Source organism: Pseudomonas sp. AIG (assembly GCF_977020205.1).
Window position 1 is genome coordinate 149598 of the sequence record NZ_CDROCK010000004.1, and the last position, 26173, is coordinate 175770.

At 59.2% G+C, this 26173-nt stretch carries 26 protein-coding genes and 1 tRNA gene; 14 read left to right on the forward strand and 13 right to left on the reverse strand.

Annotated features, from left to right (window positions below):
• Positions 1-270 precede the first annotated feature (270 nt).
• From uca to ACWR1S_RS04620, 11 genes are all read left to right on the forward strand, one after another.
• Positions 271-3918 carry an urea carboxylase gene (gene uca, locus ACWR1S_RS04570; protein WP_454562580.1) on the forward strand — a complete coding sequence of 1216 codons (3648 nt, stop codon included), beginning with the start codon at positions 271-273 and terminating at the stop codon, positions 3916-3918.
• Positions 3919-3942: 24 nt separating this feature from the next.
• Complete coding sequence (atzF, locus tag ACWR1S_RS04575) at positions 3943-5715, forward strand: allophanate hydrolase (RefSeq protein WP_454562581.1); 1773 nt, start codon at positions 3943-3945, stop codon at positions 5713-5715.
• 384 nt (positions 5716-6099) lie between these two features.
• A complete protein-coding gene (locus ACWR1S_RS04580; protein WP_454562582.1) occupies positions 6100-7587 on the forward strand; it encodes a sensor domain-containing diguanylate cyclase in 1488 nt (495 codons plus the stop codon).
• Complete coding sequence (locus tag ACWR1S_RS04585; RefSeq protein WP_108225318.1) at positions 7580-7810, forward strand: cysteine-rich CWC family protein; 231 nt, start codon at positions 7580-7582, stop codon at positions 7808-7810. The genes ACWR1S_RS04580 and ACWR1S_RS04585 overlap by 8 nt, the downstream gene beginning before the upstream one ends.
• Before the next feature lie 33 nt (positions 7811-7843).
• The gene (locus ACWR1S_RS04590) at positions 7844-8536 is read left to right on the forward strand and encodes a pseudouridine synthase (protein WP_454562583.1); all 693 of its coding nucleotides are present in this window, start codon (positions 7844-7846) and stop codon (positions 8534-8536) included.
• Positions 8537-8852: 316 nt separating this feature from the next.
• Positions 8853-9737 carry an alpha/beta fold hydrolase gene (locus tag ACWR1S_RS04595; RefSeq protein ID WP_077571505.1) on the forward strand — a complete coding sequence of 295 codons (885 nt, stop codon included), beginning with the start codon at positions 8853-8855 and terminating at the stop codon, positions 9735-9737.
• A 158-nt stretch (positions 9738-9895) separates the two neighbouring features.
• Positions 9896-9969: transfer RNA gene (locus ACWR1S_RS04600), tRNA-Gly, on the forward strand.
• 277 nt (positions 9970-10246) lie between these two features.
• Positions 10247-10411 (forward strand): type II toxin-antitoxin system HicA family toxin, encoded by a 165-nt coding sequence (locus tag ACWR1S_RS04605; RefSeq protein ID WP_454562584.1) that lies wholly within the window; start codon positions 10247-10249, stop codon positions 10409-10411.
• 51 nt (positions 10412-10462) lie between these two features.
• Positions 10463-10870, forward strand: coding sequence for a type II toxin-antitoxin system HicB family antitoxin (locus tag ACWR1S_RS04610; RefSeq protein ID WP_331695029.1), 408 nt, complete (start codon positions 10463-10465; stop codon positions 10868-10870).
• A 143-nt stretch (positions 10871-11013) separates the two neighbouring features.
• Complete coding sequence (locus ACWR1S_RS04615; protein ID WP_095119135.1) at positions 11014-11331, forward strand: helix-turn-helix domain-containing protein; 318 nt, start codon at positions 11014-11016, stop codon at positions 11329-11331.
• A complete protein-coding gene (locus ACWR1S_RS04620; protein ID WP_454562585.1) occupies positions 11324-12583 on the forward strand; it encodes a type II toxin-antitoxin system HipA family toxin in 1260 nt (419 codons plus the stop codon). The genes ACWR1S_RS04615 and ACWR1S_RS04620 overlap by 8 nt, the downstream gene beginning before the upstream one ends.
• Before the next feature lie 76 nt (positions 12584-12659).
• Here the strand turns inward: ACWR1S_RS04620 and ACWR1S_RS04625 are convergent, their stop codons facing one another.
• A complete protein-coding gene (locus ACWR1S_RS04625) occupies positions 12660-13022 on the reverse strand; it encodes a DUF6124 family protein (protein ID WP_123376334.1) in 363 nt (120 codons plus the stop codon).
• A gap of 564 nt (positions 13023-13586) precedes the next feature.
• Here ACWR1S_RS04625 and ACWR1S_RS04630 point away from each other — a divergent pair.
• Positions 13587-14324, forward strand: a complete 738-nt coding sequence (locus tag ACWR1S_RS04630; RefSeq protein ID WP_454562586.1) for a class I SAM-dependent methyltransferase — start codon at positions 13587-13589, stop codon at positions 14322-14324.
• Positions 14325-14472: 148 nt separating this feature from the next.
• Here ACWR1S_RS04630 and tam read toward each other — a convergent pair whose 3' ends face one another.
• The gene (tam, locus tag ACWR1S_RS04635; RefSeq protein ID WP_454562587.1) at positions 14473-15243 is read right to left on the reverse strand and encodes a trans-aconitate 2-methyltransferase; all 771 of its coding nucleotides are present in this window, start codon (positions 15241-15243) and stop codon (positions 14473-14475) included.
• Positions 15244-15408: 165 nt separating this feature from the next.
• Here tam and ACWR1S_RS04640 point away from each other — a divergent pair, with 165 nt between their 5' ends.
• Entirely contained in the window at positions 15409-15819 is a 411-nt protein-coding gene (locus ACWR1S_RS04640) for a low affinity iron permease family protein (RefSeq protein WP_123594790.1), read from the forward strand.
• Between the two features lie 87 nt (positions 15820-15906).
• Here ACWR1S_RS04640 and ACWR1S_RS04645 read toward each other — a convergent pair whose 3' ends face one another.
• The 8 genes from ACWR1S_RS04645 to ACWR1S_RS04680 form a co-directional block, all read right to left on the reverse strand.
• The gene (locus ACWR1S_RS04645; RefSeq protein WP_454562588.1) at positions 15907-16410 is read right to left on the reverse strand and encodes a DUF4142 domain-containing protein; all 504 of its coding nucleotides are present in this window, start codon (positions 16408-16410) and stop codon (positions 15907-15909) included.
• Positions 16411-16486: 76 nt separating this feature from the next.
• Positions 16487-16642, reverse strand: a complete 156-nt coding sequence (locus tag ACWR1S_RS04650) for a KGG domain-containing protein (RefSeq protein WP_007911485.1) — start codon at positions 16640-16642, stop codon at positions 16487-16489.
• Positions 16643-16758: 116 nt separating this feature from the next.
• Positions 16759-18108 carry a diguanylate cyclase domain-containing protein gene (locus ACWR1S_RS04655; protein WP_454562589.1) on the reverse strand — a complete coding sequence of 450 codons (1350 nt, stop codon included), beginning with the start codon at positions 18106-18108 and terminating at the stop codon, positions 16759-16761.
• A gap of 79 nt (positions 18109-18187) precedes the next feature.
• Positions 18188-18826: a LysE family translocator gene (locus ACWR1S_RS04660; protein WP_454562590.1), complete on the reverse strand. Its 639-nt coding sequence runs from the start codon at positions 18824-18826 to the stop codon at positions 18188-18190.
• Positions 18827-18886: 60 nt separating this feature from the next.
• Positions 18887-19303 (reverse strand): fosfomycin resistance glutathione transferase, encoded by a 417-nt coding sequence (gene fos, locus ACWR1S_RS04665; protein ID WP_454562591.1) that lies wholly within the window; start codon positions 19301-19303, stop codon positions 18887-18889.
• Between the two features lie 4 nt (positions 19304-19307).
• The gene (locus ACWR1S_RS04670) at positions 19308-20024 is read right to left on the reverse strand and encodes a PA3715 family protein (protein WP_454562592.1); all 717 of its coding nucleotides are present in this window, start codon (positions 20022-20024) and stop codon (positions 19308-19310) included.
• Positions 20025-20061: 37 nt separating this feature from the next.
• Entirely contained in the window at positions 20062-20790 is a 729-nt protein-coding gene (locus ACWR1S_RS04675) for a PA3715 family protein (RefSeq protein WP_454562593.1), read from the reverse strand.
• A gap of 28 nt (positions 20791-20818) precedes the next feature.
• On the reverse strand, positions 20819-21730 hold the full coding sequence (locus ACWR1S_RS04680; protein WP_454562594.1) for a LysR substrate-binding domain-containing protein: 912 nt from the start codon (positions 21728-21730) through the stop codon (positions 20819-20821).
• 77 nt (positions 21731-21807) lie between these two features.
• Between ACWR1S_RS04680 and ACWR1S_RS04685 the strand changes: the two genes are divergently transcribed.
• Complete coding sequence (locus ACWR1S_RS04685; RefSeq protein ID WP_454562595.1) at positions 21808-22296, forward strand: DMT family transporter; 489 nt, start codon at positions 21808-21810, stop codon at positions 22294-22296.
• A 120-nt stretch (positions 22297-22416) separates the two neighbouring features.
• On the opposite strand, the gene ACWR1S_RS04690 is transcribed toward ACWR1S_RS04685, so the two are convergent.
• The 3 genes from ACWR1S_RS04690 to ACWR1S_RS04700 form a co-directional block, all read right to left on the reverse strand.
• A complete protein-coding gene (locus tag ACWR1S_RS04690; RefSeq protein WP_454562596.1) occupies positions 22417-23748 on the reverse strand; it encodes an MFS transporter in 1332 nt (443 codons plus the stop codon).
• Positions 23749-23933: 185 nt separating this feature from the next.
• Positions 23934-24860, reverse strand: a complete 927-nt coding sequence (locus ACWR1S_RS04695) for a hydroxymethylglutaryl-CoA lyase (protein ID WP_454562597.1) — start codon at positions 24858-24860, stop codon at positions 23934-23936.
• Positions 24857-26050, reverse strand: a complete 1194-nt coding sequence (locus ACWR1S_RS04700) for a CaiB/BaiF CoA transferase family protein (RefSeq protein ID WP_454562598.1) — start codon at positions 26048-26050, stop codon at positions 24857-24859. The genes ACWR1S_RS04695 and ACWR1S_RS04700 overlap by 4 nt, the downstream gene beginning before the upstream one ends.
• Between the last annotated feature and the right edge of the window lie 123 nt (positions 26051-26173).

The following is a 26173-nucleotide window of genomic DNA, read 5'->3' on the forward strand; positions in this document are numbered from 1 at the left end:
CCGGTTGCGCCGCTTGCTTTTCGCACTGTGCCAGGCGCGTTCCGGGCAGTGCCTGAAAAAGTGAAACCACCGTAAATCCCTTTGTAGGAGTGAGCCTGCTCGCGATAGCGGTGTGTCAGATACATTAGTTTCACTGATCCGACGCTATCGCGAGCAGGCTCACTCCTACAGGGGATCGGTGGTGTTCTGAAGTGGTTTTTTCATCCGGGACGGCCCGGATGTCTGTCGAAAAACGGCGGGACGGCCCGCTTCCCCTTCAGGGGTTATGCCATGTTCGAAAAAGTCCTCATCGCCAACCGTGGCGCCATCGCCTGCCGCATCCTGCGCACCCTCGCCGCACTGCAGGTGAAAGGCGTGGCGGTGTATTCCGAAGCCGACGCCGCCAGCCTGCACATCCTGCACGCCGATGAAGCCCACAGCCTCGGTGAAGGCGCTGCTGCCGGCACTTATCTGGCCGTCGACAAGATCCTCGCCATTGCCAAACAAAGTGGCGCCACGGCGATCCACCCCGGCTACGGCTTTCTCTCGGAAAACGCTGCGTTCGCCGAAGCCTGTGAAGCGCAGAACATCGCCTTCATCGGCCCGACGCCAGAACAGTTGCGCGTGTTCGGACTCAAGCACACCGCCCGCGCGCTGGCCAAACAGCACGGCGTGCCCATGCTCGAAGGCACCGAACTGCTCGACAGCCTCGACGCCGCGCTGATTGCCGGCGAACAGGTCGGCTACCCGGTGATGCTGAAAAGCACCGCCGGCGGTGGCGGCATCGGCATGCGCGTGTGCCGCAGCGCCAGCGAACTGAGCGAGTCGTTCGAAGCGGTGAAACGCCTCGGCCAGAACAACTTCAGCGACGCCGGGGTGTTCATCGAAAAGTACATCCAGCGCGCCCGGCATCTGGAAGTGCAGGTGTTCGGCGACGGACGCGGTGAGGTCATCGCCCTCGGCGTGCGCGACTGCTCGGTGCAGCGGCGCAATCAGAAAGTCCTCGAAGAAACCCCGGCACCAAACCTGCCGGACGGCATGGCCGAAGAGCTGTGCGCGGCGGCGATCAAACTGGCGAAAGCCGTTAACTACCGCAGCGCCGGCACCGTGGAATTCGTCTTCGACAGCGAAGCGCAGCGCTTCTATTTCCTCGAAGTGAACACGCGTTTGCAGGTCGAGCACGGTGTCACCGAACAGGTTTGGGGCGTGGATCTGGTGCGTTGGATGGTTGAGTTGGCGGCGGGTGATTTGCCGCCGCTGAGCGAGTTGTATCGTCAGCTGAAACCCGAGGGCCATGCGATTCAGGCGCGGCTGTATGCGGAGGATCCCGGACGCGATTTTCAGCCAAGCCCGGGCTTGCTGACGGCGGTGGCGTTTCCCCCGACCAACGGCATTCAACTGCGCATCGATACCTGGGTTGAGGCTGGCTGCGAGATCCCGCCGTATTTCGACCCGATGATCGCCAAGGTCATCACCTGGGCGCCGACTCGCGAACAGGCGCGTGCCGAACTGCACCAGGCGCTGGGCGACAGTTTGTTGTATGGCGTGGAAACCAACCGCGATTACCTGCGGCAGATTCTCCTCGACACGCCTTTCGCCAGCGGCGAGCCGTGGACCCGTTGCCTGGAAGGTCTGGTCTATCGCGCCAACACTTTCGAAGTGCTCAGCGCCGGCACGCAAACCAGTGTGCAGGACTATCCCGGTCGCCTCGGCTACTGGGCGGTCGGTGTGCCGCCGTCGGGGCCGATGGACAGCCGTGCATTGCGTCTGGGCAATCGTCTGCTCGGCAATCCTGAAGGTGCGGCGGCGCTGGAAATCACCATGAGCGGACCTTTGCTGCGCTTCAATTGTGCGGCGGTGGTCGCGGTGACGGGGGCGCCGATTGGCCTGACGCTTGAGGGGGAAAGCGTGCCGATGAACACCACGTTGCTGATCCCCGCTGGCGCGACGTTGCATCTGGGCAGCATCAGCGGCGCCGGGGCACGCAGTTATCTGTGTCTGCGCGGTGGCTTGCAGGTGCCGGATTACCTGGGCAGCAAAAGTACTTTCACTCTGGGTCAGTTTGGTGGGCACGGTGGTCGGGCGTTGCGTGCCGGGGATGTGTTGCATATCGCTGCGCTGAAGGACCGCAGTGCGGGTCAGCAACTGGCCGAGCAGCACATCACCGCGTTGCCGGCGGTGCGGCAGATTCGGGTGATTTACGGCCCGCACGCGGCACCGGAATACTTCACTGAAAACTACATCAGCACTTTTTTTCAAACTCAGTGGGAAGTGCATTTCAACTCCAGCCGCACCGGTGTCCGGCTGATCGGGCCGAAGCCGGAATGGGTGCGGGCCGACGGTGGCGAGGCCGGGTTGCATCCGTCGAATATTCACGACAATCCGTATGCCATCGGCGCGGTGGATTTTACCGGTGACATGCCGGTGATCCTCGGCCCGGATGGCCCGAGCCTTGGCGGGTTCGTGTGCCCGGTGACGGTGATCGAAGCGGATCTGTGGCAACTGGGGCAGCTCAAGGCGGGCGATAAAATCCAGTTCATCCCCGTCAATCTAAAAACCGCTCGCGATCTCGCCCTGAAATGGGATCTCCCCTGTGGGAGCGAGCTTGCTCGCGAAGAGGCCGTGTCAGTCAACATTGATGTGTCTGACACACCGCATTCGCGAGCAAGCTCGCTCCCACAGGGTTTGGTGTCACCTGCAGTGTTGAATTTGGGTCAGGAGGATCGGCGGCTTGTTGCACGGGTCTCCGGGGATACTCATCTGTTGCTGGAAATCGGGGAGCCGGAACTCAATCTGGTCCTGCGCTTTCGCGCTCACGCCCTGATGCAAGCGCTGGAAAGCAAACACCTGCACGGCGTGATCGACCTCACCCCCGGCATTCGCTCGCTGCAAATCCACTACCAGCCCGAGCAACTGCCGCTCGCCGATCTGCTCGGCATCATCGCCGGCGAATGGGACGCGGTGTGCGCCGCCAATGACCTGCAAGTACCGTCACGCATCGTCCATTTACCGTTGTCGTGGGACGACCCGGCCTGCCAGTTGGCCATCGAAAAATACATGACCACCGTGCGCAAGGACGCGCCGTGGTGCCCGAGCAATCTGGAGTTTATCCGCCGCATCAACGACCTGCCCAATCTCGACGAAGTACAGCGCACCGTGTTCGACGCGAGCTATCTGGTGATGGGCCTTGGCGACGTTTATCTCGGTGCGCCGGTGGCCACGCCGCTGGATCCGCGCCATCGTCTGGTTACGACCAAATACAACCCGGCGCGCACCTGGACCGCCGAGAACTCGGTGGGCATCGGCGGCGCCTATATGTGCGTGTACGGCATGGAAGGCCCGGGCGGTTATCAGTTTGTCGGGCGCACTCTGCAGATGTGGAATCGCTACCGCGAAGTCGCTGCGTTCGACGGCAAACCGTGGCTGCTGCGCTTCTTCGATCAGATTCGTTTCTACCCGGTCAGCGCCGAAGAACTGCTGCGCATCCGCCGCGATTTTCCGCTGGGGCGTTTCGAGCTGAACATCGAACACAGCCAGCTCAACCTCGCCGATTATCAGGCGTTTCTCAGCCGCGAAGCCGAAGGCATCAGCGCCTTTCGCGCCCAACAACAGGGTGCCTTCAATGCCGAGCGCGAACGCTGGATCGCCAGCGGTCAGGCGCATTTCGACAGCGAAGAAGCCGTGCCGGAATCGACCGAGGATGCGCCACTGGCCGACGGTGAACACAGCGTCGACAGCCACATTGCCGGCAATCTCTGGCAGGTGCAGGTCGAGGCCGGCAGCCGTGTCGCGGCGGGCGATGTGCTGGTGATTCTCGAGTCGATGAAGATGGAGATCCCGGTACTCGCGCCGCTGGCCGGGGTGGTGCGCGAGATCCGCGTGCAGCCCGGTTCGGCGGTACGCGCCGGACAACGCGTCGTGGTGCTGGCACTCGACTGAAGCCAATTGGATAAGGATCTACTCATGAATTTGCAACTCGATGTTCTGCGCCAGGCCTATCGCAATGGCGACACCACTCCACGTCAACTGCTGCCGAAACTGCGCGAGAAAGCCGCCGCGCTGAACCCGGATTACCACCTGTTCATTCATCTGCTCAGCGTCGCAGAACTGGAGCCCTATCTGGCCGCTCTCGACGGTCGCGACCTCGACAGTCTGCCGCTGTACGGCGTGCCATTTGCGATCAAGGACAATATCGATCTGGCCGGCATACCGACCACCGCTGCGTGCCCGGACTTTGCTTATGTGCCGGAGCGCTCGGCGACCATCGTCGAGCAGTTGATTGCGTTGGGTGCTATTCCGTTGGGCAAGACCAATCTCGATCAATTTGCCACGGGCCTCAACGGCAGCCGCTCGCCGTATGGCGCGTGCCCGAACAGTGTGCTGACGGAATATCCGTCCGGCGGTTCCAGCGCCGGTTCGTCGCTGGCGGTGGCGTTGGGCGTGGCGAGTTTAGCCTTGGGCACCGACACCGCAGGCTCCGGTCGGGTGCCGGCGGCGCTGAACAATCTGGTCGGATTGAAGGCGAGCAAAGGGCTGATCTCCACCGCCGGTGTGCTGCCGGCCTGTCGTACGCTCGATTGCGTGACCACGTTTACCGCCACTGCGCGTGAGGCCAGTCAGTTGCTGGCGCTGACCGCCACGCTTGATCCGCGTGATGAGTACAGCCGCCGCAATCCATCGTGGAATGACGGCTCGGCGTTTGGTGCGCCACGAGCATTTCGTTTCGGTGTGCCGCGTGCGCAGGATCTTGAGTTTTTCGGCTGCGTCGAAGGGCCACTGTTGTTTGGCGATGCCATCGACCGCCTCAAGGCCTTGGGTGGCGAAGCGGTTGAACTGGACCTGTCGCCATTCCTTGAAGCCGCGCGTTTGCTATACGAAGGGCCGTGGGTTGCCGAGCGCTACAGCGTGGCGGGTGAGTTGATGGAGAACAATCCCGAGGCCGTTTTACCGGTGATCCGCGCCGTACTGGCCAAGGCCCCGGCGGTGACGGGCGTGCAAACCTTCCGTGCGCAGTATCGGTTGCAAGCTTTGAAAGCCCTGTGCGATCAGGCCCTCGAAGGCCTCGACTGCGTGCTCACACCCACCATCGGTCGTCCGGTGACGCTGGCCGAACTGCACGCCGAACCGGTGCTGCGCAATTCCGAACTGGGTTACTACACCAACTTCATGAACCTGCTCGACTACGCCGCCGTCGCCGTGCCGAGCGCGTTCATGGCCAACGGTTTGCCATGGGGTGTGACGTTGTTTGGTCGGGCGTTCACCGATCAATATCTACTGAGCGTGGCGGATGCACTGCAGCGTCAGCAGGATCCGGCACTGCCCACACCTGTAAACGTTGCGCGCCATGATTGCGCACGCATCGTGGTGTGTGGCGCGCATCTGCAAGGGTTGGCGTTGAACTGGCAACTGACACAGCGGGGTGGGCGCTTGCTGGAATCGACGTTGAGCTCGCCGGATTATCAACTGTATGCGTTGGCCGGCGGCCCGCCGCTGCGGCCGGGCATGGTGCGGGTAAAGGATGGCGGTGTGGCGATTGCGGTGGAGGTGTGGGAGTTGCCGAGCAGCGAGTTGGGCTCGTTCCTGACCGGAATTCCGGCACCGCTGGGATTGGGCAAGGTGCAATTGGCGGACGGACGTTGGGAGAGCGGGTTTATCTGCGAGCCGTATGGCCTGGAAGGTGCGCGGGATATCAGCGATTTGGGGGGATGGCGCGCGTATCTGGAAACTCAGAGCTGATCCGGAAACCAACCCTCACCCTAGCCCTCTCCCGGAGGAGAGGGGACTGATCGAGTTGTCTGAAAGTGGCTGTCATTCGGTGATACCGAGCCGAACCCAGGTTTTGAAATCATCACAATTTAGCCCCCTCTCCCGGAGGGAGAGAAGACTGACCGGGGTGTCGTTAAGATAGTTGCCATTCGGTGATACCGAGTCGAACTCAGGTTTTGAAATCACCACAATTTAGCCCCCTCTCCCTCCGGGAGAGGGCTGGGGTGAGGGAGCGATCCTCCAGACATACCCTCAAACGTCATATCCCCCGGCGTTTGAGGCACAAATCCCGCAGTCTTTTCCCGGCCATCCCACTAGAATGCATGCCATCGGGCCACTGCCAACGGATCTGCCATGCCGCTTCGTTCTCCCCTGTACTCGCAACGCTCACTGGTTCTGACGCTGATCGCCCTGCTCGGCGCCGGGTTTCTCGCCACGTCGTTGCTGAGCTACTACGCCTCCCGCGCGTCGATCCGCGACAACATCGTCAACACCGAACTGCCGCTGACCTCCGACACCGTCTATTCGGAAATCCAGAAAGACCTCGTCAGACCGATCCTGATTTCCTCGATGATGTCCCGCGACACCTTCATGCGCGATTGGGTGGTCAACGGCGAACAAAACCCCGAGCAGATGACCCGCTACCTCGACGAAGTCATGACCCACTACGGCGCCTACACCGCGTTTTTCGTCTCCAACGCCAGCCACACCTACTACCACGCCAAAGGCGTGCTCAAGCAGGTCAAGGTCGACGAACCGCGCGATGCCTGGTACTTCCGCGTGCGTGACATGAAGGATCCGTACGAGATCAACGTCGACCCGGATCTGGCCAACAAGGACAACCTGACCTTCTTCATCAACTACAAGGTTTACGACTATCACAATCGCTTCATCGGCGCGGCCGGGGTCGGTCTGACCGTGGACGCGGTGATCAAGTTGATCGACAAGTATCAACAGCGCTATCAACGCAGCGTGTACTTCGTCGACACCTTTGGCCGACTGGTATTGACCGGCGCCGAAGGTGGCCCGCAAGGCGCGCACATCGGCCAGAGTCTCGGCGAACTCGACAGCATGAAGAGTCTGGTCAGCCAGTTGCCGAAACCGCACAGCGGCAGCTACGAATATTCCGCCCACGGTCAGGGCCACTTCCTCAATGTGCGGTTTATCCCGGAGCTGAACTGGTACCTGTTTGTCGATAAACGCGAAGACGGCGCCCTGATTGAAATCCGTCAGTCGCTGTACCTGAATCTGCTGATCTGCCTGCTGGTGACGCTGATTGTCATGGCGCTGCTCAACCGCGTGATCAAACGCTACCAAAGCAAAATCCAGGCGCAGGCCATTCTCGACAGTCTCACCGAACTGCCCAACCGCCGTGGCTTCGATATTCTCGCCGCACAGGCCCTGCACGAAGCACAACGCGAAACCAAACCACTGACCGCGTTGCTGCTCGACCTCGATCACTTCAAAGTGTTGAACGACACCTACGGGCACATGGCCGGCGATCAGGTATTGATCGGTTTTGCCCGCGACCTGCAAAGTTGCCTGCGCCACGCCGACATTGTCTGCCGCTGGGGCGGAGAGGAATTTATCGTGTTGCTGAAGGACACCGACGGCGACACCGGTCAGAAAATTGCCGAAAAGATCCGCCAACACGTCGAACAACAGGAATATGCCTACGACGGCCAACGCCTCAATCTGACGGTGAGCATCGGCGCCACCACCCTGCAACGCGATGACACCTTGCACAGCCTGCTGTCGCGGGCCGATCATGCGATGTACCGAGCCAAACAAACCGGCCGCAACCGCACCTGCGTGGAAATGCCTCACTCGACTTATGCCTGATTCCGACGTTAAACCTGACCATTGCCCGGCTTGCGGCGCCCGCAACGACTGCAGCCTGGCCGACCCGCGCACCGCCGACCGCGAATGCTGGTGCTATGGCGTGAGCATCGACCCGGCCGTGCTTGAAGCGCTGCCGCCAGAACTGCGCAACCAATCCTGCCTGTGCCCGCGTTGCGCGCAGGTCGAGGCGCAACTGCAAGCGGCCAGGCGGCCGATCCCGTAAGATGCGCGCCCCGCCACTCACTGAAACCTGAACATGCGCGTCGACCGTTTCCTCAGCAACCTGCCCCGCTACAACCGTCAGCAGGTTCGTCTGTTGCTGGTGGAAAAGCGCGTGCGAATTGACGGAAAAGTCGTCAGCGATCCGCACAGCGAAGTGCTGGAATTCAGCCGTGTCGAAGTCGATGACGAAGTGCTACAAGTCGGCAAAGCGGCGCGCTACTTCATGCTGCACAAGCCGCCGGGCTGCGTCAGCGCCACCCGCGATCCGCAACATCCGACGGTGCTCGACCTGATCGATGAACCGGACAAGGATGACCTGCACATCGCCGGACGCCTGGACTTCAATACCACCGGCCTGATGCTGATCACCAACGACGGCGCGTGGTCGCGCCGCCTGACCCAGCCGCAGACCAAACTGCCGAAGGTCTACTACGTCGAGACCGAGCAAGAGATTGGCGCGCAATATGCGAGCACTTTTGCCGAGGGGATCTATTTCGCCTTCGAGGACCTGACCACGCAGCCGGCGCAACTGGAGCTGCTCGGGCCACGGTCGGCGCGGTTGAGCATCGTCGAGGGGCGCTACCATCAGGTGAAGCGCATGTTTGGTTTCTTCAACAACAAAGTCCTGCGTCTGCACCGCGAATCGATGGGCCCGCTGCTGCTCGATAACGCGCTAAAACCGGGCGAGTACCGCGCTTTGCGCACCGAAGAGATCCATTTGTTCTAAGCCGGCGACCGCTCAGCAGAAGTTGTCGAACAATTTACCAACGGCACTTGCGCGATCCCGACTCCCCTGCTTGAATCAGGACGTCGGCCAGATTGTGACCGATGAGTCACAACAGACATCCAAGAAACTTTTTGCCGGTAGAGAGCCTTCAAGGCTCCGCCTCAGCCGGCAGACTGCCCGCCAATAACAATACCCGTCGACCGCAGTCATGGATCGACATGGGCCAAGCAAATTCCAGGCGTATGCCTACCTGTCACAAAGCTCGTGCAATCTCTATTTGCGCGCATACCCGCTTGCTTGCCAGGAGTCTTATGACATGAGGCCAGAAATCGCTGTGCTGGATATACAGGGTCAGTATCGGGTTTACACGGAGTTCTATCGCGCAGACGCCGCAGAAAAGACCATCATCCTGGTCAACGGCTCGATGGCCACGACTGCGTCGTTTGCACAGACTGTGAAAAACCTGCACCCGCAATTCAACGTGGTTTGCTACGACCAACCCTACGCGGGTCGGTCAAAAGCCCACAACCGCCATGAGAAACATCTGACGAAAGACGTCGAAGGGCAGATTCTGCTGGAGCTGATCGACCACTTCGCCGCCGAACACGTGCTGTCGTTCTCCTGGGGCGGCGCCGCGACCCTGGTCGCCCTCGCCCAGCAGCCACGGCGCATCGAACGGGCGGTGATCAGCTCGTTCTCGCCGGTGATCAACGCGCACATGCTTGATTACCTCGAACGCGGCGTCGACTACCTCGGCCAGCGCGACGGCGACCGCGTCGGCCATCTGGTCAACAACACCATCGGCAAACACCTGCCGTCACTGTTCAAACGCTTCAACTATCGCCACGTCAGCAGCCTGGCCGAGCACGAATACGGGCAGATGCACTTCCACATCAGCGACGTGCTGCACAGCGATCGGCAGTGCTACTTGAATGCGGCGAAAAAGATCAACGTGCCGGTGCTGTTTCTCAACGGCGAATGGGACGAATACACCGCAGCCGAAGACGCGCGCCTGTTTGGCAATCATGTGGCGCAGAGCACGTTCACCACGCTGCAAGCCACCGGGCACTTTCTCGATATGGAACACAAAGCGGCATGCCGCGATAGCCAGAACGCCCTGCTCGGCTTTCTGAAACCGGCACAGCAGACCAGCCGAACGCGTTACTCGTTTGTTCAGGATCAACATGCATTGGCTATTTGAAAGGGTGTCGTTGCGAGCGAGGCTGTGGAGTTGAGATTTTGCTTTTCTCACCGCAGTGCTCGCCCGCGATTGACCGTTTTCAGTGATTCAAAGCGTTCATGAGTAAAAGAAAAACTTCAAATCCGTGGCCGAGTCTGGTACAAAGTCAGCCGCTCTGAGCGGGTATAGTTTAATGGTAGAACAGTAGCTTCCCAAGCTTCCGACGAGGGTTCGATTCCCTCTACCCGCTCCACTCAATTTTGTCTCACGTTGTGTTTTTTGACGGGGGATGCAGGAACAGAAAAAACCGGCCTTGATGGCCGGTTTTTTTGTGCCTGAAAAAATCCGATGCTGCATTTCGAAACAATGCAAAAACCTGCAACACACTCTGAATCCCTGCGCGGCCTCCCCATCTAGACTGATTCACACCGCTGAGCCGAATGACGGACGATGACCACTTGGTGGTTATAGTGTTGATCGCAAAATCCAAGTAGGTATAGTACCCACCAAGCACACCACAAGGAGGTGTTGTGAATAGCCGTTTTTTAATCGGCCAGCTCGTCGCAGACGGTTGGTATTTAGTGCGGGTCAGAGGCAGCCACCATCACTTCAAACACCCGGTCAAGCCTGGACTGGTCACTGTGCCGCATCCGAAGAAAGATCTGCTGAAGAAAACGGCCATCAGTATTTTGTAGCAGGCGCTGCTTTGACTTGTTCAGGTCATCGGCACGATGGAGGAAACGAATATGCTCTACCCGATTGCGATTTCAATAGGTGATGAGGAACACGCCTGGGGCGTGGAGGTGCCGGACATTCCGGGCTGCTTTTCGGCTGGCGATGATCTGGACGATGCCGTCGCCATGGCTCGCGAAGCCATCGAAGGTCATTTCGAGATTCTGGCGGACGATGACGCCCCCATTCCAGCGGCCAGCAAACTGAACCTGCACGTGGCCAACCCGAAATACGCCGGTTGTGCATGGGCCGTGGTGGATATCGATGTGCTCAAGTATTTGGGCAAAGCCCAAAAGCTCAACATCACCCTGCCGGGGCACTTGCTCAACCGCATTGATGAATATGTGTTGCACCACCCGGAAGAAAAAAGCCGCTCGGGCTTTCTGGCGTCGGCGGCTCTGAAAGTTTTGCAGCAGGGTTGAACCTTGGCGCGTCAACCCCTGCTGGCCTATCCTACCCATTAAACCTAATTACATTTTCTTGTGAGTTAAATGAATTTTTTAGGTTTAATCCACAGTATATTGTGTACTGATAATCAAAACTGAACGCCGACGGTACACACGACATGCTGGATTTAAGCCTCACCACCGCAAGCGAGATCGTCAAACGGATTTGCCAACGCCTGCGCACAGAACGATTGGCTTTGGAGATGACACAGGCAGACGTGGCCGCTCGCGCGGGCATTGCGACGAATACGGTGTCAAACCTTGAAGCCGGTCGTAATGTGAGTTTCGACAACATGGTGCGAGTGGCGATGGTTCTCGGGCGCGAAAAGGAACTCGAAGGGTTGTTTCTGCCAAGGCTCGAAACTCTGGACGATATCATTCGCTACGAAAAAACGGCCAAGCGTCATCGCATCAAAAGGAAAGCCGACAATGCTTGAACAAGTTGACGTCTACTACGCGGGCTGGGGTGAACGTTGGCGGTGGGGCACACTTGCTACGACGAAAGCCCTGACCGGTCGCCCGCAGGTCATGTTTGAGTACAGCGATGAGGCAAAAAACAGAGGGCTGGAACTCTCCTCCTTGAGGCTTCCATTACAGGGAGCCAGGTTAAACCGGGATTTCCCGTCACATCAGTTGGGACTGCCTGGGCCGGTTTATGACTCGCTGCCAGATGGCTGGGGCATGTTGCTCATGGACCGATTGTTCAAACGTCGAGGCCTCAACCCAGCGCGCATAGGCCCCTTGGAGCGGCTAGCCTACATTGGCAACAATGCCATGGGGGCCATGTCGTTTGAACCTGTTGCACCCGAGGCGCTGGAACCGCAAATGCATGTTCCCATCGAGTTGCTCGCGTCCGAAGTGCAGGAAGTACTCAAAGGTAAAGGTGGAGAGCTTCTCCAGAAGCTGCTACTGGTCGGAGGCTCTCCACAGGGCGTCCGACCCAAAGCGCTGGTATATCGCGATCCACACACTGACGCCTTTACTACGGCTGCCACTCCCGGTTTCGAAGCCTGGTTGGTGAAATTTCCGGCTCAGCAAGAACATCCCGAGGTGTGCGCCATCGAAATGGTCTATGCCGAATGTTTACGCTTGTGCGGTATCCAAACTCCTGACACTCGTTATTTCAGCCTGTCTGAGGGAATGGCCGCTTTTGCCACCAAACGCTTTGACCGACAAAACGACTTGCGGGTGCCCATGCAGAGTCTTGCAGCCTTTACCGGTGCGGATTTCAGATCCCCCGGGGCGCTGGACTACGTCAACTTCCTGCGTGCGACTCATAAGTGCAGCAATGACGTACGAGAGAAAGCCGCAGCGTTTGAGCGGGTCGTCTTCAATGTCGCATTCAACAACCGAGACGACCATCCGAAGAACTTTGCTTACATCATGTCGCCTGGCGGAGACTGGAAATTAGCGCCGGCCTATGACGTCACTTTCTGCGAGGGGCCGGGAGGCTATCACCAGATGGACGTGATGGGTGAAGCCTTGGAAATTGGAAGAGAAAACCTGCTCAACCTTGCAGTGGAGGCTGAAGTAAACGCCGCTACGGCCGCCGACATCATTGACAGATTTTGCGAGGTAGCTAGCCGATTCTCAGCCATGGCTGAAAGTTTGTATCCGGGTGTGATCACCCAGGAAACCTTGCGCACCATTCAACAACGCATCGACCAAAACATCGGGCTACTTGCCTGAGTTCGTGCTGCCAAGTAGCAGTCTCGAGAAACCGGCACTCATTGGCCGGTTTCTTTGGCTTCTTGAAGCGAAAGGGTTAACCCGCCGGCACAACCTTATCCAGCGCCTGATTCACCGCCAATTCCCCCAACATGACGACCTGCGCGATGCCGAGTGCAGTCTTGCGGTGCGAGGTGTCGAGCAGCGCGGCGAAGTTGTTGAGCATGGTGGTGGCCGAGCCGAGTGTTTCGCTGGCGTTGGCCAGCAGGGATTCGGTGTCATAGGCAGGGTTGGCGAGGTACATCGGTTCGGGTTCGCGGGAGGAACCCATGATCTGCGCGGTCGGGCTGAGGTAGTGGTCGAGCGCGCGTTCGGCGGCTTCGTGGAATTTCTTGGAATTGGGTGATTCGTAGGGGGATGCCGGATCGGTTTCCGGCGGATTTGGCGTTACTTTGAACATTTGGTGTATTCCGAATAGGGCTACGACCATTCCGCTGCTACACGAAAGGGTGGCGGCTGTACGCAAGTTAGCAGACCGGGCGAATCCACCAAAATCCCGGCGCACCCAAGGGTGCCATGCGCACAGCCACCATTAAGCACAGGAGAACCTGGCTGAATGACGCTCGTACGATTTGGTGGAAACGCGTGGCTGCTAAACCCGATCACTGGAAATCAGTGACGCGAACCAAGTTACCGACCGCCTGCCAAGCGCACAAGCCGGCGGATTCTGGCGTAGCGGTAGGCAACGGCGCAAGGATTTGTAGGCTTCAGGACGTAACACTGCACGCCTTTAAACACTTCGCTCGGAAGACGTTTACGCGGCGATAAAACATAGCGATTTCCCCGACATTACAGATCCATAACACTCCACCGGTTTCCACCTCCCACCCGACCAACTAGCATTTCCTCATCACCCACCACCCTCCTCCTGTGCGGCCATCGACGAATACGCGCCATCACTTTCGAGGGATTCCAATCGCGGCCACTTTGTCGCTGATGATCGAACTCAACAGAGCACTTCACCATGACGCAAAACATTTACGACGATCCCGAATTCTTTCAAGGCTACAGCCAGATGAACCGCTCCATCGGCGGCCTCGATGCGGCGCCGGAGTGGCCGGCGCTTAAAGCGCTGTTGCCATCAATGCATGGCTTGAACGTGGTGGATCTGGGCTGCGGTTATGGCTGGTTCAGCCGTTGGGCCATTGAGCATGGCGCGGGGAGTGTGTTGGCGCTGGATGTCTCGGAGAAGATGCTGGAGCGGGCGCGGGCATCTACGACGGCGGCGAACATTCGTTATGAGCGTGCCGATCTGGAACAGCTCGACCTGCCCGCCTGCAGTTTTGATCTGGCTTACAGCTCACTGGCGCTGCATTACATCAAGGATCTGCCAGGGCTGTTTGCTCACCTGTATGCGGCGCTGAAACCGGGTTCGCACTTTGTGTTTTCCATTGAGCATCCAATCTTCATGGCGCCGCGTAATCCGGGTTGGTTGATTGACGCTGAAGGTAACAAGCGTTGGCCGCTGGACAGCTATCAGTTGGAGGGTGAGCGGGTGACCAATTGGCTGGCCGAGGGTGTGATCAAGCAGCATCGTACGGTCGGGACATTGCTCAATTCGCTGATCGATGCAGGGTTCACGATTCGACATGTCAATGAATGGGGGCCGAGCGATGCTGAAGTCGCGGCGCAACCGGCGCTCGCGGAAGAGCGGGAGCGGCCGATGATGATGTTGGTCGCGGTACAGAAGCCCTCACCCTAACCCTCTCCCAGAGGGAGAGGGGACTGACCGAGTTGTTCTCCAGGGTTACGCCGACCTGAAATATCGAGCCGAACTCCGGTTTCGGATACTACACCGGTCGGCTCCCTCTCCCTCGGGAGAGGGCTGGGGTGAGGGGCGCCAATTTATTTCAGCGCGTCGCGACGATAAACAAGCGTGGAAACGGCAACAGCACCGAGCCATCCGCCAATGCCGGATAAGCCTTCTCAACCTCCGCCAGATACTGCTCAAGGTACTGCGCCTTTTCCGCCTCGGTCAGCGGACTCAAAAACGGAATCAACCCGCTGCCCTTGAACCACTCCACCACCCCCGCTGCCCCGCCAGATAGCTGATGGTGATAGGTGGTGCGCCACACATCGACCCGCGCACAATGTGGCCGCAGCATCGAGAAATAATCGCTGGCACTCGCCATGTCGGTACGTTGTCCCGCAGCGCCTGAAAGCTTGCTCGCCCACGGGCCATTCGCAGCAACCTCACGCATCAAACGGTGGGACGGTTCATTAAGGTTATCCGGCATCTGGATCGCCAGACTGCCGCCTGCCGACAACTTGCGGGCCAACCCCGGCAGCAACGTCGCGTGATCCGGTACCCACTGCAATACGGCATTGGCGAAGATCACATCGAAGGGCCCTGCATCGGCCCACTTATCAATTTCGGCCACCTCGAACTGCAACTGCGGCAAGCGCTTGCGTGCTGCATCGATCATGTCCGCCGAGCTGTCCAGACCGCTGACCCTGGCGTCTGGAAAACGCTGCACCAGCAGCTCTGTAGAGTTGCCAGGACCGCAACCGATATCAACCACTGTTCGCGCTTCAGGCGTGGGAATCGCCGCCAGCAGATCGCGGGCCGGGCGGGTGCGTTCATCTTCGAAAGCGACGTATTGTTTGGCGGACCAACTCATTGCGTTCTCCTGTCGGGACATTTTGGCGGTTCGTCACGATACAGCGATCTGGCACGCCTGCCTCCCCTACAAACGTCCGGTGACGAAGGCGGATTTGTAATTAGAATTTTCCACCTGCCGCAGATGTCTGAATTTCAAGCACTCCCTCCAATAAGGAACACCGCTATGAAATTCGCCAAAATCTCCCAGAAGCTCGCGATGGTGGCCGGTAGTCCCAAGACCTTCATGGGTGCATTGATCCTGATCGGGTTGTGGGGACTGAGCGGGCCGATTTTTCATTACAACGACACCTGGCAACTGATCATCAACACCTCGACCACCATCATCACGTTCCTGATGGTGTTCCTGATCCAGAACACGCAGAACCGCGATACCGACATTCTGCATTTGAAGATCGATGAATTGCTCTTGGTGACCAAAGAGGCGCAGAACGCGATGCTTGGGCTGGAAGCGCTGGATCTTAAGCAACTGGAAGCGTTGCGCAGGCACTACCGCTCGTTGGGCGAGGGTGAGGTGTTCAATCTTGAGGGGTTGGGCGAGAAGAGTAAGTCGAAGCAGGATTTGAATGAGTGTTGAGGATTGAAATCAAAAGATCGCAGCCTTCGGCAGCTCCTACAGAAACAGGTGTAGGAGCTGCCGAAGGCTGCGATCTTTTGCTCTTGATTAGCGACTGGCCTGTAACTGGCGAGCCCTTTCCAGATGACTCTGCAGCTTCGGCAAGGTCTCGTCGGCAAAAGCCTTGATCTCCGGCACGTCGGTGGTCTGCGCTTCCTGCTGAATCTGCTCGATGGCCTCTTCAGTGGCTTTGACCTGACTGGCGGCATAGGCCTGATCGAAGGAGGCGCCGTCGGTCACTGGCGGCATCAACTCCTTGGCCTTGTCGGCCAGTTCTTCATGCGGCGCTACCGGCAGGTCGAGCTTCTTGGCGATTTTCGCCAGGTGCTGGTTGGCCGTGGTGCGGTCGTTGATGACGACGATGGTGTAGTCCTTGACCTCTTTCGATTCGGCCTTGCTATGGGCCAGGCGACTGGCCTCGATGTCGGCCATGCCTTTGGCCGAGGCATCGTTGATGAAATCGGCGGGCGACTGGGCAAAAGCACTGCTGGCACACAGGCCCAACAGCGATGCAAAACTCATGGTGCGTATACGGGTGGCCATCCGGCTCATGGTCGCGCCCTCCTTACTTGCGAAATTCAAGCGGGAGCTTACGCCCCCGCCTCTCAATCAAAACAACCTTCACCGACTACTTCGATTTCTGAGCAGGTTTGCGGCCCATATCGGGTTTTGGCTCTTTGTCGACAGTCGTTGTGGTGGTTTTCCCACCTTTGCGACCTGCTTCAGAGGCCTTCGTTCGATCGTTGGCGAAGTTTCCCGAGTTCGAGTTTCTTGAGTTAGGCATGATTCTCTACCTCTTGGTAATGATCGTGGCGAGCAGGTGCCCGCCTAGATTGAGAATTTTCTGGCGGGCAAAGGTTTAGAAAAGTTGCAGTCGCTGCGACGAACGGCGCCGCTTTGTCAGCTATTCAGCGCGTGATGATTCAAGCGTTTGGCGGCGTACATCGCCTGATCGGCATGGCGGAACAGTTGTTGTTCCTCACGGCCATGCTCTGGATAGCGGGCAACGCCAATGCTCGGTTCGATGTGCAAGTTGTGGCCATCGAGACGCATCGGTTGCACCAGCACCTGTCGGATTTTTTCCGCCACACCGTCAGCATCTTCCGAAGCCTGAACGCTGTGCAGCAGCACGACAAATTCATCCCCGCCGATTCGGGCCACGGTGTCGGTTTCCCGCACGCAGCCCTTGAGGCGGTTGGCCACGGTTTGCAGGAGCATATCGCCGACGGCATGGCCGAAGGTGTCATTGACCTGTTTGAAGCGATCCAGGTCGACATACAACAAAGCCATGTGCCCGGATTGTTCGCGAGCGCCAGCCAACGCGGCTTTCAAGCGATCGCGCAGTAATTCACGATTGGGCAGTTGCGTCAGTTGATCGTACTGCGCCATGCGCCGCAGGCGGGCGTGCAGTTGCTGGCGTTCGATGGCCGTGGCGACTTGGGCGCAGACGTATTGCAGCAATTCCTTGTCCTGCTCGGTGTAGCGCTCGCCGCCGGGCAGGCTTTTGACGATCAAGGCACCGATGGTGCCGTTTTTCGAGTTCAGCGGCACACCGAGCCAGCAAGGCGCGTTCTGCCCCGCCACCAGCTCGGCGAAATCGGCTGGGGAATCTGCACTGTCCGGCGTCAGAAGAATCGGCTGGCCGCTACGGATAACTTCCGCACACAGGCGCCCGGTGACGGTGCCCGGTCGCTCGGGCTGCAATTCGTCATCGTCGACGTGATAGGGGAAATTCAGTTGTGCGCAATGCTCGTCGTACAGCGCCACGGAGAAGTTCATCGCTGGCAGCCATTCGCCGATAATCAAGTGGATGCGCTTGAACAGCGCCAGCAGATCTTCGGCCGCATGGGCCGCTTCGGAAATCGCGTACAGCGCTGCCTGGCGCGATTCAGCCTGTTTGCGTTCGGTGATGTCGCGCGCCACCGCGATGCGCAGTTGATCGACTTCCGACCAGCGCGCCGACCAGAGGATATGTACGACGCTGCCGTCCTTGCGCAGGTAACGGTTTTCGAAGTTGAGTTTGGGTTCGCCGCCCATGATTTCGTTGGCGGCCGCGAGCGTGCGCTGACGATCCGCCGGGTGCACCAGCTCGATCATTTGCCGGCCGATCAACTCTTCGGGTGAATAACCGAAAACACGCTCGCAGGCGGCACTGACAAAAACGAAGCGACCCTGCTTGTCGACCGCGCAAACGGCGTCCAGCAACAGGTCGATAAAACTCGCCAACGGCGCGGAATTTCGGCTTTCCATGATTCAGCGTGGGTGTCCGGGTAATGCAGCACTGATCAACCATCCCTGCCCCTTTGATTGCGCATCCCTGCACACACCTTCATGCCTTGTTTGGCATCAGCCCCGGCAGCGCATGCACCAACGCGTTGATGGCAAAACCGATGAACATCACGCCGCACAGGCGGGTGATAAGCAACTCATGTCGCTGATACAGCGTGCGTACCCGTTGTGCGCCGACTACGCCAATCAGAATAGCGTAGGCCAGCAGGCCACCGAGGAAACTCAGGGCAATCAGCGCCGGCAACATCGACCAGTTGAGCAGTTCAGCGCGGCTCGACAGCAACGCAGTGAATGTCGCGACCGCCACCGGGTAGGCCTTTGGATTGGTCAAGCCAAACAGAATGCCGTGCCAGAACGGCTTGCGTGCCGCGCCTTGCGGTTCATCACCGTTGCGACGCTGGGCCCGCACCGCGCGCCAGCCGAGCCAGAACAGATACAGGCCGCTGAGCACACCGAGCACATCAAACGCGGTGCTGCCGATTTCCCGGGCGCCGACAATCGCGATCAATGCCGTGCTGCACCAGACCACATCGCCGAGCAGATGCCCGCAGAGAAACCCCGCCCCGGCCCGCCGCCCATGGGCAGCGCCGATGCCGAACACCGCGAGTACACCCGGCCCGGGCGTAATGCCGTAAATGAAACCCGAGGCCAGCACGGCCATTAGCAACGATGAAGTCATGGAAAACCTGCAAGCGCCAGAACACGTGGCCGCCAGTCTATAACAGACAAATGTGTCTGATCATGACTCGTCGTAAAAACGCATGCCGGCGTACGGTTTTTGCCGACACGCTGCCAGCCGTGAAGCGAGATCGCCAACATGCGCTTCGAGCTTGTGGCCATCGGGATCAAGGAAGTAGAACGACGCACCTTCGCTGCGGTTATCGCGCCACTCCCGCACGTTCACCGCTTTTAGCTTTGTTACGAACGTTGAGAAGCCGGCGGCATTGAGGCTGAAAGCGTAATGGGTGTAATCGGCGCACGGTTCGCTTGAACGCAGCGGATCAAGCGACAGACACAACCACAACCCCGGCAGCGACAAGTAGGCACCGGTATCCCACGTGGCTTCGACGCGCAGCTGCAACACATCGCGATAGAACGCCAGGCTGCGCTGCAAATCGCTGACCGCGAGGGTCAGATGATTGAGGCCGGTGAGCATCGGGTCAGTAACCTCTGAGGTCTTCAGGGACGATGTATTGCTGGCCGTCGTAGGTCAGGGTGATCTGTTTTTGCTTCAGGCGGGTGGTATTGGAAACGCACTCTTTACCCGATTGAGTATTTTTCATTTTGCTGCCGCGGGTGGTAACGATCAAATCGGCCAGACCATGATGGCTGGAAGGACCGATCTCGACAGTTCGGCGAATGGTCTTCGTATAGCCTTCACAATCATTCATGAACTCGCCGTTGCTCTTGGCAACCACCAATCCCTCCAGCACCGGGCGCAGCTCATTACCTTCGCGAACGTACAATGCCAGGTCGGTTTTCTCGTAGGGAATGGCGTGGGAACTGTGCGCGAACTTTGAACGCAAGCCGAAAGCCCGAACTTCCGGCGCCAGTCGATAGCGTGCCGTGTCGATGCGCAGATCATCGAAGCGCACGGCATCTGAGTTGTAAGCGCCCGGTTTACGGTAAGTGGCGATGGGGTTGTAAGTGCTGGCGTTGACGATCGAAAGATCCAGATCGAACACCCCGGCATCATCGTCGCCGGCGTCGGCAAGGTAGGTGGATTTGACTGCGATCGCCTGATTCTGCACGGCGGGCCAGACTTTGCAGCGCGACAGGGATTTACCGTCGAAGTCTTTGGTCTGGCAGGCGGCCTGGGCTTGAGGTGCGAGGGCCAGAATACTGAGGGCTATAAGGAGTCTGGTGCGCGTGAGCATTGTTCTTCCTTGATAAGAGTCGTGTTAGGCAGGCCGGTTAAAGCCCTTTGAAACCTTGCGGCAAGACGTAAGACTTTCCGTCATAACGCAATGTTGTGAGAACGGGAGAGTAATGGGTGATTTTATCTTCACAAGTCTCTGCGTCGCCCACGCTGCTTGTGCCGGTTTGCTGAGTCTTGACGATCAGGTCCGCGTAACCATGGGAGCTTGTTTTGGCGACTTCCACCGTTCTGATAGTTTCGCTGCGTTCACCTTCGCAAACATCATTCCATTCGCCGCTGTATTGGGAGACCAGCAACTGGCTCAGGACTGGACGCAACGTTGCGCCTTCTCTCACGTAAAGCGAGAGTTGAACCTCTTCCAAAGGATTAAGACGGGATCCATTGGTGACACGGGCACGCACACCGAAGGCACGGAAATCGGCAGCAACTTTGTAGCGTGCAGTATCGAGTGCCAGTTCCACCAAGGCTACGCCGTCAGTTTCGAAAGCAGCGGCTTGATGATAAGTGGCGACAGGAACTGATCGTCCATCCTGTAATACAGACAAATCAACATCGTAAAAGCCGTGCGAGTTTCCCTCGACATAATCGGAAGCTCGCTCGAACCTGGCGGTGGCGCTGAGGGTATGCCCGGGATAGGCCGGCCAATCCTTGCAAACCGAAAAATCCAGATCCCCCGACACTACCGGCGGCGTGCAATCGGCCAATGCCTGCCCCGCCAGCAACCAGCCGCACAATGCCGCACACCCGATCCAGCCAGACTTCATTGTCACTTCCCGCTCCTTGATGACTTTTTCAGTCGCGCACTATCCCCTCCTCAATCGTCCGATTCAACCAGTTCAACGCCTGATCCCCGCCCCGCCGCTTATGCCACGCCAGCACAAACGTAAACGGCGGTATTTCGAACGGCGGCGGCACCACGATCAGTTCACGCAGATCGATCTCGCGCACGCTGCGCGATGACACCGTAAGAATCAGATCCGTGCCACTGATGAACTGCGGCGCGACGTTCCAGTGCGGCAGGCTGATTGCGACGCGGCGACGCTCACGCAGAGACGTCAATGCCCGTTCGATTTCCGGTGTGCCGCTGCCGCGCATTTCCAGCAGGACGTGCGGACGAAACAGGTAGGTCGGCAAGTCCAGCACACCGCTGGCCGGCAGCGTCTGGCGATCCAGCAGGCAGACGTAGCGCTCTTCAAACAGCACCGAGCTGCGCAATTCGTGGGGCATTTCCGGGAAGACGCCGGCGGCGACATCGATATCGCCATTGAGCACGCCTTCCAGCATGCCTTCGCGACTGGCATGGCTGATTTGCAGGTCGATCCCCGGTGCTTCCCGGCGCAAGGTGCGGATCAGCGTAGGCAGAATGATCGCCGCGCCATAGTCCGACATCGCCACGCGAAAGGTCCGACGCGCACTGGCCGGATCGAAGGTGTTCGGCGCCAGCAGCGATTGCACCTGGGCCAGCGCTTCGGTCAGCGGCGCGACCAGTTCCAGCGCTCGTGCGGTGGGCACCAGGGTTGAACCAGCGCGCACCAGAAGCGGATCACCGAGCAGATCGCGCAAGCGTGCCAGCGCATGGCTGACTGCCGGTTGACTGAGGTGCAGACGCTCGGCGGCACGGGTGACGTGCTGCTCGCTGAGCAAGGCGTCGAGGATTACCAACAGGTTGAGGTCGATACGGCGCAGATCATTCATTTGATGCATGTTCTGGATGATGAAACGGAATTTAAATCTGCGCGACGAATACTCTAGAGTCCAGCAAAACCTGTTGGAGAATCCAGATGAGTACGTTGCAGTGGGCCGGCTTGTTGGCGTTGGCCGCGTTTGCCGGGGCGGTGGTGCCGTTTCAGAGTGCGATCAACAGCAATCTGGCGCGAGGGCTGGGGCATCCGTTGTGGGCGACGTTGGCTTCGTTGCTGGTGAGTGTGTTGGTGTTGCTGCCGGTGATTGTGGCGTTGCGTTTGCCGCTGCCCTCCCTGGCATTTATCAGCAAGGCGCCGTTGTGGATGTGGGCCGGTGGTGCGTTTGGTGTGTGTTTTGTGGCGTTAGCGGTGATGTTGCTGCCCAAGCTTGGCGCTTCCGGGTTTGTCGCGCTGGCGTTGGCTGGGCAGGTGATTGCGTCGATGGTGCTGGATCACTTCGGGTTGTTTGGGTTGGTTGAAAAACAACTGACGGTGTCGCGGGTATTTGGCGCGGCGTTGTTGATTGCCGGGGTGGTGTTGATTCAGTTTGGCGGGGTATTTGAGAGGAATGCAGTGGCTCCTGGATGATCGTTTGAATCGATGATTTTCAGTGTCCGGAAGTCAGTCTTCGCGAGCAGGCTCGCTCCCACAGGGGAATGCATTTCAAATGTGGGAGCGAGCCTGCTCGCGAAGGTGTCAGAGCTGATATCAATATTTGTCGAGCGTGCGCAATTTCTGCGGCAAGCCCCACAGCAACAGTGCCGCAGCGATCAGCGCGGCCACACCGATCACGTAGAGCGCCGGTGTGGTGCTGCCCGTCAGATCCTTGATCCGCCCGACCATCACCGGGCTGACGATCCCGCCGAATTGCCCGAGTGTATTGATCACCGCAATCCCGCCGGCCGCACCAGCGCCAGCACCGGCCAACAACTTCGGTGGCAGCGTCCAGAAGCTCGGAATCGAAGCAATGATCCCGGCACCCAGCAAGCCGAGGGCTACGATCAGGAACGTCGTGTGGCTGGCGAAAATTCCCGCACTGAAAAAGCCGATGGCGCCGACGACCACCAGCCCGGCGACAAACTTGCGCCGCTCACCGGTGGCATCCGACAAACGCCCGATCACCACCATGCTGATCGCCCCGCAAATGTACGGAATGGCCGTCAGCAGACCGATCATCACCGGACTCTCGGTGCCGGCGCTGCGGATCAATTGCGGCGCCCAGAAATTCAAACCGTAGGACGCGACCTGAATCAGAAAGTAGATCAGACCCAAGGTCAGAAAACCGGGAATCTTCAACGCCGCGAGCAACGAACCGCCACTCTTGTGCGGCTCATGCTGGGCGATGCGGCTGGACAGCAGCTTCTTCTCGTCAGCGCTCAGCCAGTGCGCATCCTCGATGCGATCCTTGAGCAGCATCAGCACCAGAAAACCGAGACCGATGCACGGCACGCCGCCGAGCAAAAACAACCAGTGCCAGCCGCGCATTTGCAGCACACCGTCGAGGTGTTCCAGCACCAGACCGGAGAACGGCGCGCCGACCAGCCCGGCGAACGCCGAGGCGAGAAATAACATTGAGGTGATGCGGCCACGGAAATGCTGCGGAAACCACAGGGTCAGGTAATACAGCACGCCCGGGGCAAAACCGGCTTCCATCGCGCCGATCACAAAGCGCAGCGCGTAGAACTGCCATTCGCTGTTGACGAACACCATCGCCGCCGTCGCCACGCCCCACGACATCATGATCCGCGCGATCCAGCGCCGTGCGCCAACCTTGTACAGCATCATGTTGCTCGGCACTTCGAACAGTACGTAACCGACCACGAACAACCCGGCGCCGAGGCCGTACGCGGTGTCGCTCAGGCTCAGATCGGTCTGTAGCTGGAACTTGGCGAAGCTGATGTTGATGCGGTCGAAAAAGGCGAACAGGTAGCAGACCATGATCAGCGGCATCAGACGCCAGGCGACTTTGCTGACCAGGGCTTTTTCGGCATCGTGATCGACGGACGGACGCGCGCCCGCCTCCATTACATTGAGGCTCATGGCTTTTCTCCAGGCGGACTGCCGGTGGGCGTCCGATTGTTTTTGTTGTCTGGTTATGACGCTCACTGTGGAGCGTTTTTTGTGGGAGCGAGCTTGCTCGCGAAGGCGTCGAGTCAGTCGAAATCAAATGGGAATGATGCACCGTCTTCGCGAGCAAGCTCGCTCCCACATGGGGATTTGTATATTCAGGTGGGGATCGGGTGCAGGTCGCAGTTGCGTCCGGCCTTGGCCAGTTGGCCGGGCACTTCGTGGCCCAGCAGAGCCGGCAAGCCGCGCGAGAGTTTCAACAGCAGCGGCAAGTCGATGCCGGTGTGGATGCCCATCTCATCGCACAGGTTCACCAGATCTTCAGTGCAGATATTGCCCGACGCACCCGGCGCAAACGGGCAGCCACCGAGACCACCGAGCGCCGCATCGAAACGCCGCGCCCCCGCCTCATAGGCCGCCAGCACATTGCACAAACCCAGACCACGGGTGTTGTGGAAATGCAGGGTCAGATCAGCCGGCGAAACCCGCTGCAACACCCGCCGCACCAAACGATCCACCTGGCGCGGATTGGCCACGCCAGTGGTGTCGGCCAGGGTGATGCCGGCAATGCCGAGTTCCTGGTAAGCATCGACGATTTGCAGTACGCGATCCTCATCGATCCGACCTTCGAACGGACAACCGAACGTCGTCGCGATGCTGCCGTTGAGGCGCACGTCAGAACCGCTGGCAAACGCGACTATCTCTGCAAACGCTGCCAGCGAACCTTCACAACGCATGCGCATGTTGGCCATGTTGTGCGTCTGGCTGGCGGACATCACCAGATTCAGTTCATCGGCACCCGCCGCCAACGCGCGTTGCGCACCTTTGAGGTTGGGAATCAGCGCGACGTAAATCACCCCCGGCTGTCGTTGAATGCCAGTGAAGACCTGTTCGCCGTCACGCAGCGCCGGAATGGCTTTCGGCGACACGAACGAACCGGCCTCGATACGACTGAAACCGGCCCGCGACAGTTGATCGATCAACGCGATCTTGTCAGCGGTTTCCACCCACGTCGGCTCGATCTGCAAGCCATCGCGCGGCGAGACTTCCTGGACGATCAGGGTTTGCGAAATGTCCGTGATCATTGCACCACCCCTTGGCTTTTCAGGCGTTCGATGTCGAGTTCAGTCAGGCCGAGGCCGGCAAGAATGCCGTCGGTGTGCTGGCCGAGTTTCGGCCCCGACCAGTTCACGCCGCCGGGGGTTTCCGAGAGCTTGGGGACGATGCCGGGCATCTTCACTGTTGCACCGCCGGGCAACTCGGCATTGAGCAGCATGTCCCGTGCCAGATAGTGCGGGTCGGCAACGATGTCGGCCACCGAATAAATGCGCCCGGCCGGCACTTCAGCGGCTTCCAGTGCCGCGAGGACATCGTCGATCGGCAGGCTGCTGGTCCAGTGGGTGATCGCGGCGTCGAGCAAACCGCTCTTGGCGGCACGACCATCGTTGTGAGCGAATTCTGCTGCTTGCGCCAGGTCATCACGGCCAATGGTTTGCATCAGACGTTTGTAGATCGGGTCGCTGTTGCCGGCGATCACCACGTAAGCGCCATCCGCCGTGAGGTAAGTGTTCGACGGTGCGATGCCCGGCAAGGCGCCGCCGCTGCGTTCGCGGACATGGCCAAGCATGTCGTATTCCGGCACCAGGCTTTCCATGACATTGAACACACTTTCGGCCAGCGACACGTCGACCACTTGCCCGCCGCCCTGCCCGGTCTTGACCCGCAGCAGCGACATCAGCGCGCCGATCACCGCGTGCAGCGAGGCCAGCGAATCGCCGAGGCTGACGCCGACCCGCGCCGGCGGTGAACCGGGGGTGCCGGTGGTGTAGCGAATGCCGCCCATGGCCTCGCCGATCGCGCCGAAACCCGGACGATCGCGGTACGGGCCGGTCTGGCCGTAGCCGGAAATGCGCACGAGGGTGAGATTGGGGTTCAGCGCGTGGAGTACGTCCCAACCGAGGCCGAGTTTTTCCAATGCGCCGGGGCGCAGGTTTTCGATGATGACGTCGGCATCGCTGGCCAGTTGCTTGACCAGTTCAATGCCTTCGGCAGATTTCAGGTTGAGTGCCAGGGATTTCTTGTTGCGTGATTGCAGGTACCACCACAGCGACGTGCCTTCGTGCAGCTTGCGCCATTTGCGCAGCGGGTCGCCCTGACCCATGGCTTCGATCTTGATCACCTCGGCGCCAAACTCGGCGAGCATGCGCGCGGCAAACGGCGCGGCGATCAGGGTGCCGATCTCGATCACTTTGATCGCACTCAAAGGGGCAGTCATCGCGGGGTACCTCTTGTTCTTGGAATAGGTGGCCAAGGCTAGAGGAACGATGATCGGGTAATCCAGCCGTCTCTCGGCAATGGGCGTTCGCCAAATGCGAACGCCCAGGAGTGATGTGGTGAA

Coding starts and splice junctions, on each gene's coding strand:
- ACWR1S_RS04595 (WP_077571505.1), top strand. CDS start 8,853: ATGAGGCCAGAAATCGCTGTGCTGGATATACAGGGTCAGTATCGGGTT.
- ACWR1S_RS04640 (WP_123594790.1), top strand. CDS start 15,409: ATGAAATTCGCCAAAATCTCCCAGAAGCTCGCGATGGTGGCCGGTAGT.
- ACWR1S_RS04610 (WP_331695029.1), top strand. CDS start 10,463: ATGCTCTACCCGATTGCGATTTCAATAGGTGATGAGGAACACGCCTGG.
- ACWR1S_RS04660 (WP_454562590.1), bottom strand. CDS start 18,826: ATGACTTCATCGTTGCTAATGGCCGTGCTGGCCTCGGGTTTCATTTAC.
- fos (WP_454562591.1), bottom strand. CDS start 19,303: ATGCTCACCGGCCTCAATCATCTGACCCTCGCGGTCAGCGATTTGCAG.
- ACWR1S_RS04670 (WP_454562592.1), bottom strand. CDS start 20,024: ATGCTCACGCGCACCAGACTCCTTATAGCCCTCAGTATTCTGGCCCTC.
- ACWR1S_RS04625 (WP_123376334.1), bottom strand. CDS start 13,022: ATGTTCAAAGTAACGCCAAATCCGCCGGAAACCGATCCGGCATCCCCC.
- ACWR1S_RS04700 (WP_454562598.1), bottom strand. CDS start 26,050: ATGACTGCCCCTTTGAGTGCGATCAAAGTGATCGAGATCGGCACCCTG.
- ACWR1S_RS04645 (WP_454562588.1), bottom strand. CDS start 16,410: ATGAGCCGGATGGCCACCCGTATACGCACCATGAGTTTTGCATCGCTG.
- atzF (WP_454562581.1), top strand. CDS start 3,943: ATGAATTTGCAACTCGATGTTCTGCGCCAGGCCTATCGCAATGGCGAC.
- tam (WP_454562587.1), bottom strand. CDS start 15,243: ATGAGTTGGTCCGCCAAACAATACGTCGCTTTCGAAGATGAACGCACC.
- ACWR1S_RS04650 (WP_007911485.1), bottom strand. CDS start 16,642: ATGCCTAACTCAAGAAACTCGAACTCGGGAAACTTCGCCAACGATCGA.
- ACWR1S_RS04690 (WP_454562596.1), bottom strand. CDS start 23,748: ATGAGCCTCAATGTAATGGAGGCGGGCGCGCGTCCGTCCGTCGATCAC.
- uca (WP_454562580.1), top strand. CDS start 271: ATGTTCGAAAAAGTCCTCATCGCCAACCGTGGCGCCATCGCCTGCCGC.
- ACWR1S_RS04685 (WP_454562595.1), top strand. CDS start 21,808: ATGAGTACGTTGCAGTGGGCCGGCTTGTTGGCGTTGGCCGCGTTTGCC.
- ACWR1S_RS04620 (WP_454562585.1), top strand. CDS start 11,324: ATGCTTGAACAAGTTGACGTCTACTACGCGGGCTGGGGTGAACGTTGG.
- ACWR1S_RS04615 (WP_095119135.1), top strand. CDS start 11,014: ATGCTGGATTTAAGCCTCACCACCGCAAGCGAGATCGTCAAACGGATT.
- ACWR1S_RS04630 (WP_454562586.1), top strand. CDS start 13,587: ATGACGCAAAACATTTACGACGATCCCGAATTCTTTCAAGGCTACAGC.
- ACWR1S_RS04695 (WP_454562597.1), bottom strand. CDS start 24,860: ATGATCACGGACATTTCGCAAACCCTGATCGTCCAGGAAGTCTCGCCG.
- ACWR1S_RS04675 (WP_454562593.1), bottom strand. CDS start 20,790: ATGAAGTCTGGCTGGATCGGGTGTGCGGCATTGTGCGGCTGGTTGCTG.
- ACWR1S_RS04585 (WP_108225318.1), top strand. CDS start 7,580: ATGCCTGATTCCGACGTTAAACCTGACCATTGCCCGGCTTGCGGCGCC.
- ACWR1S_RS04655 (WP_454562589.1), bottom strand. CDS start 18,108: ATGGAAAGCCGAAATTCCGCGCCGTTGGCGAGTTTTATCGACCTGTTG.
- ACWR1S_RS04590 (WP_454562583.1), top strand. CDS start 7,844: ATGCGCGTCGACCGTTTCCTCAGCAACCTGCCCCGCTACAACCGTCAG.
- ACWR1S_RS04580 (WP_454562582.1), top strand. CDS start 6,100: ATGCCGCTTCGTTCTCCCCTGTACTCGCAACGCTCACTGGTTCTGACG.
- ACWR1S_RS04680 (WP_454562594.1), bottom strand. CDS start 21,730: ATGCATCAAATGAATGATCTGCGCCGTATCGACCTCAACCTGTTGGTA.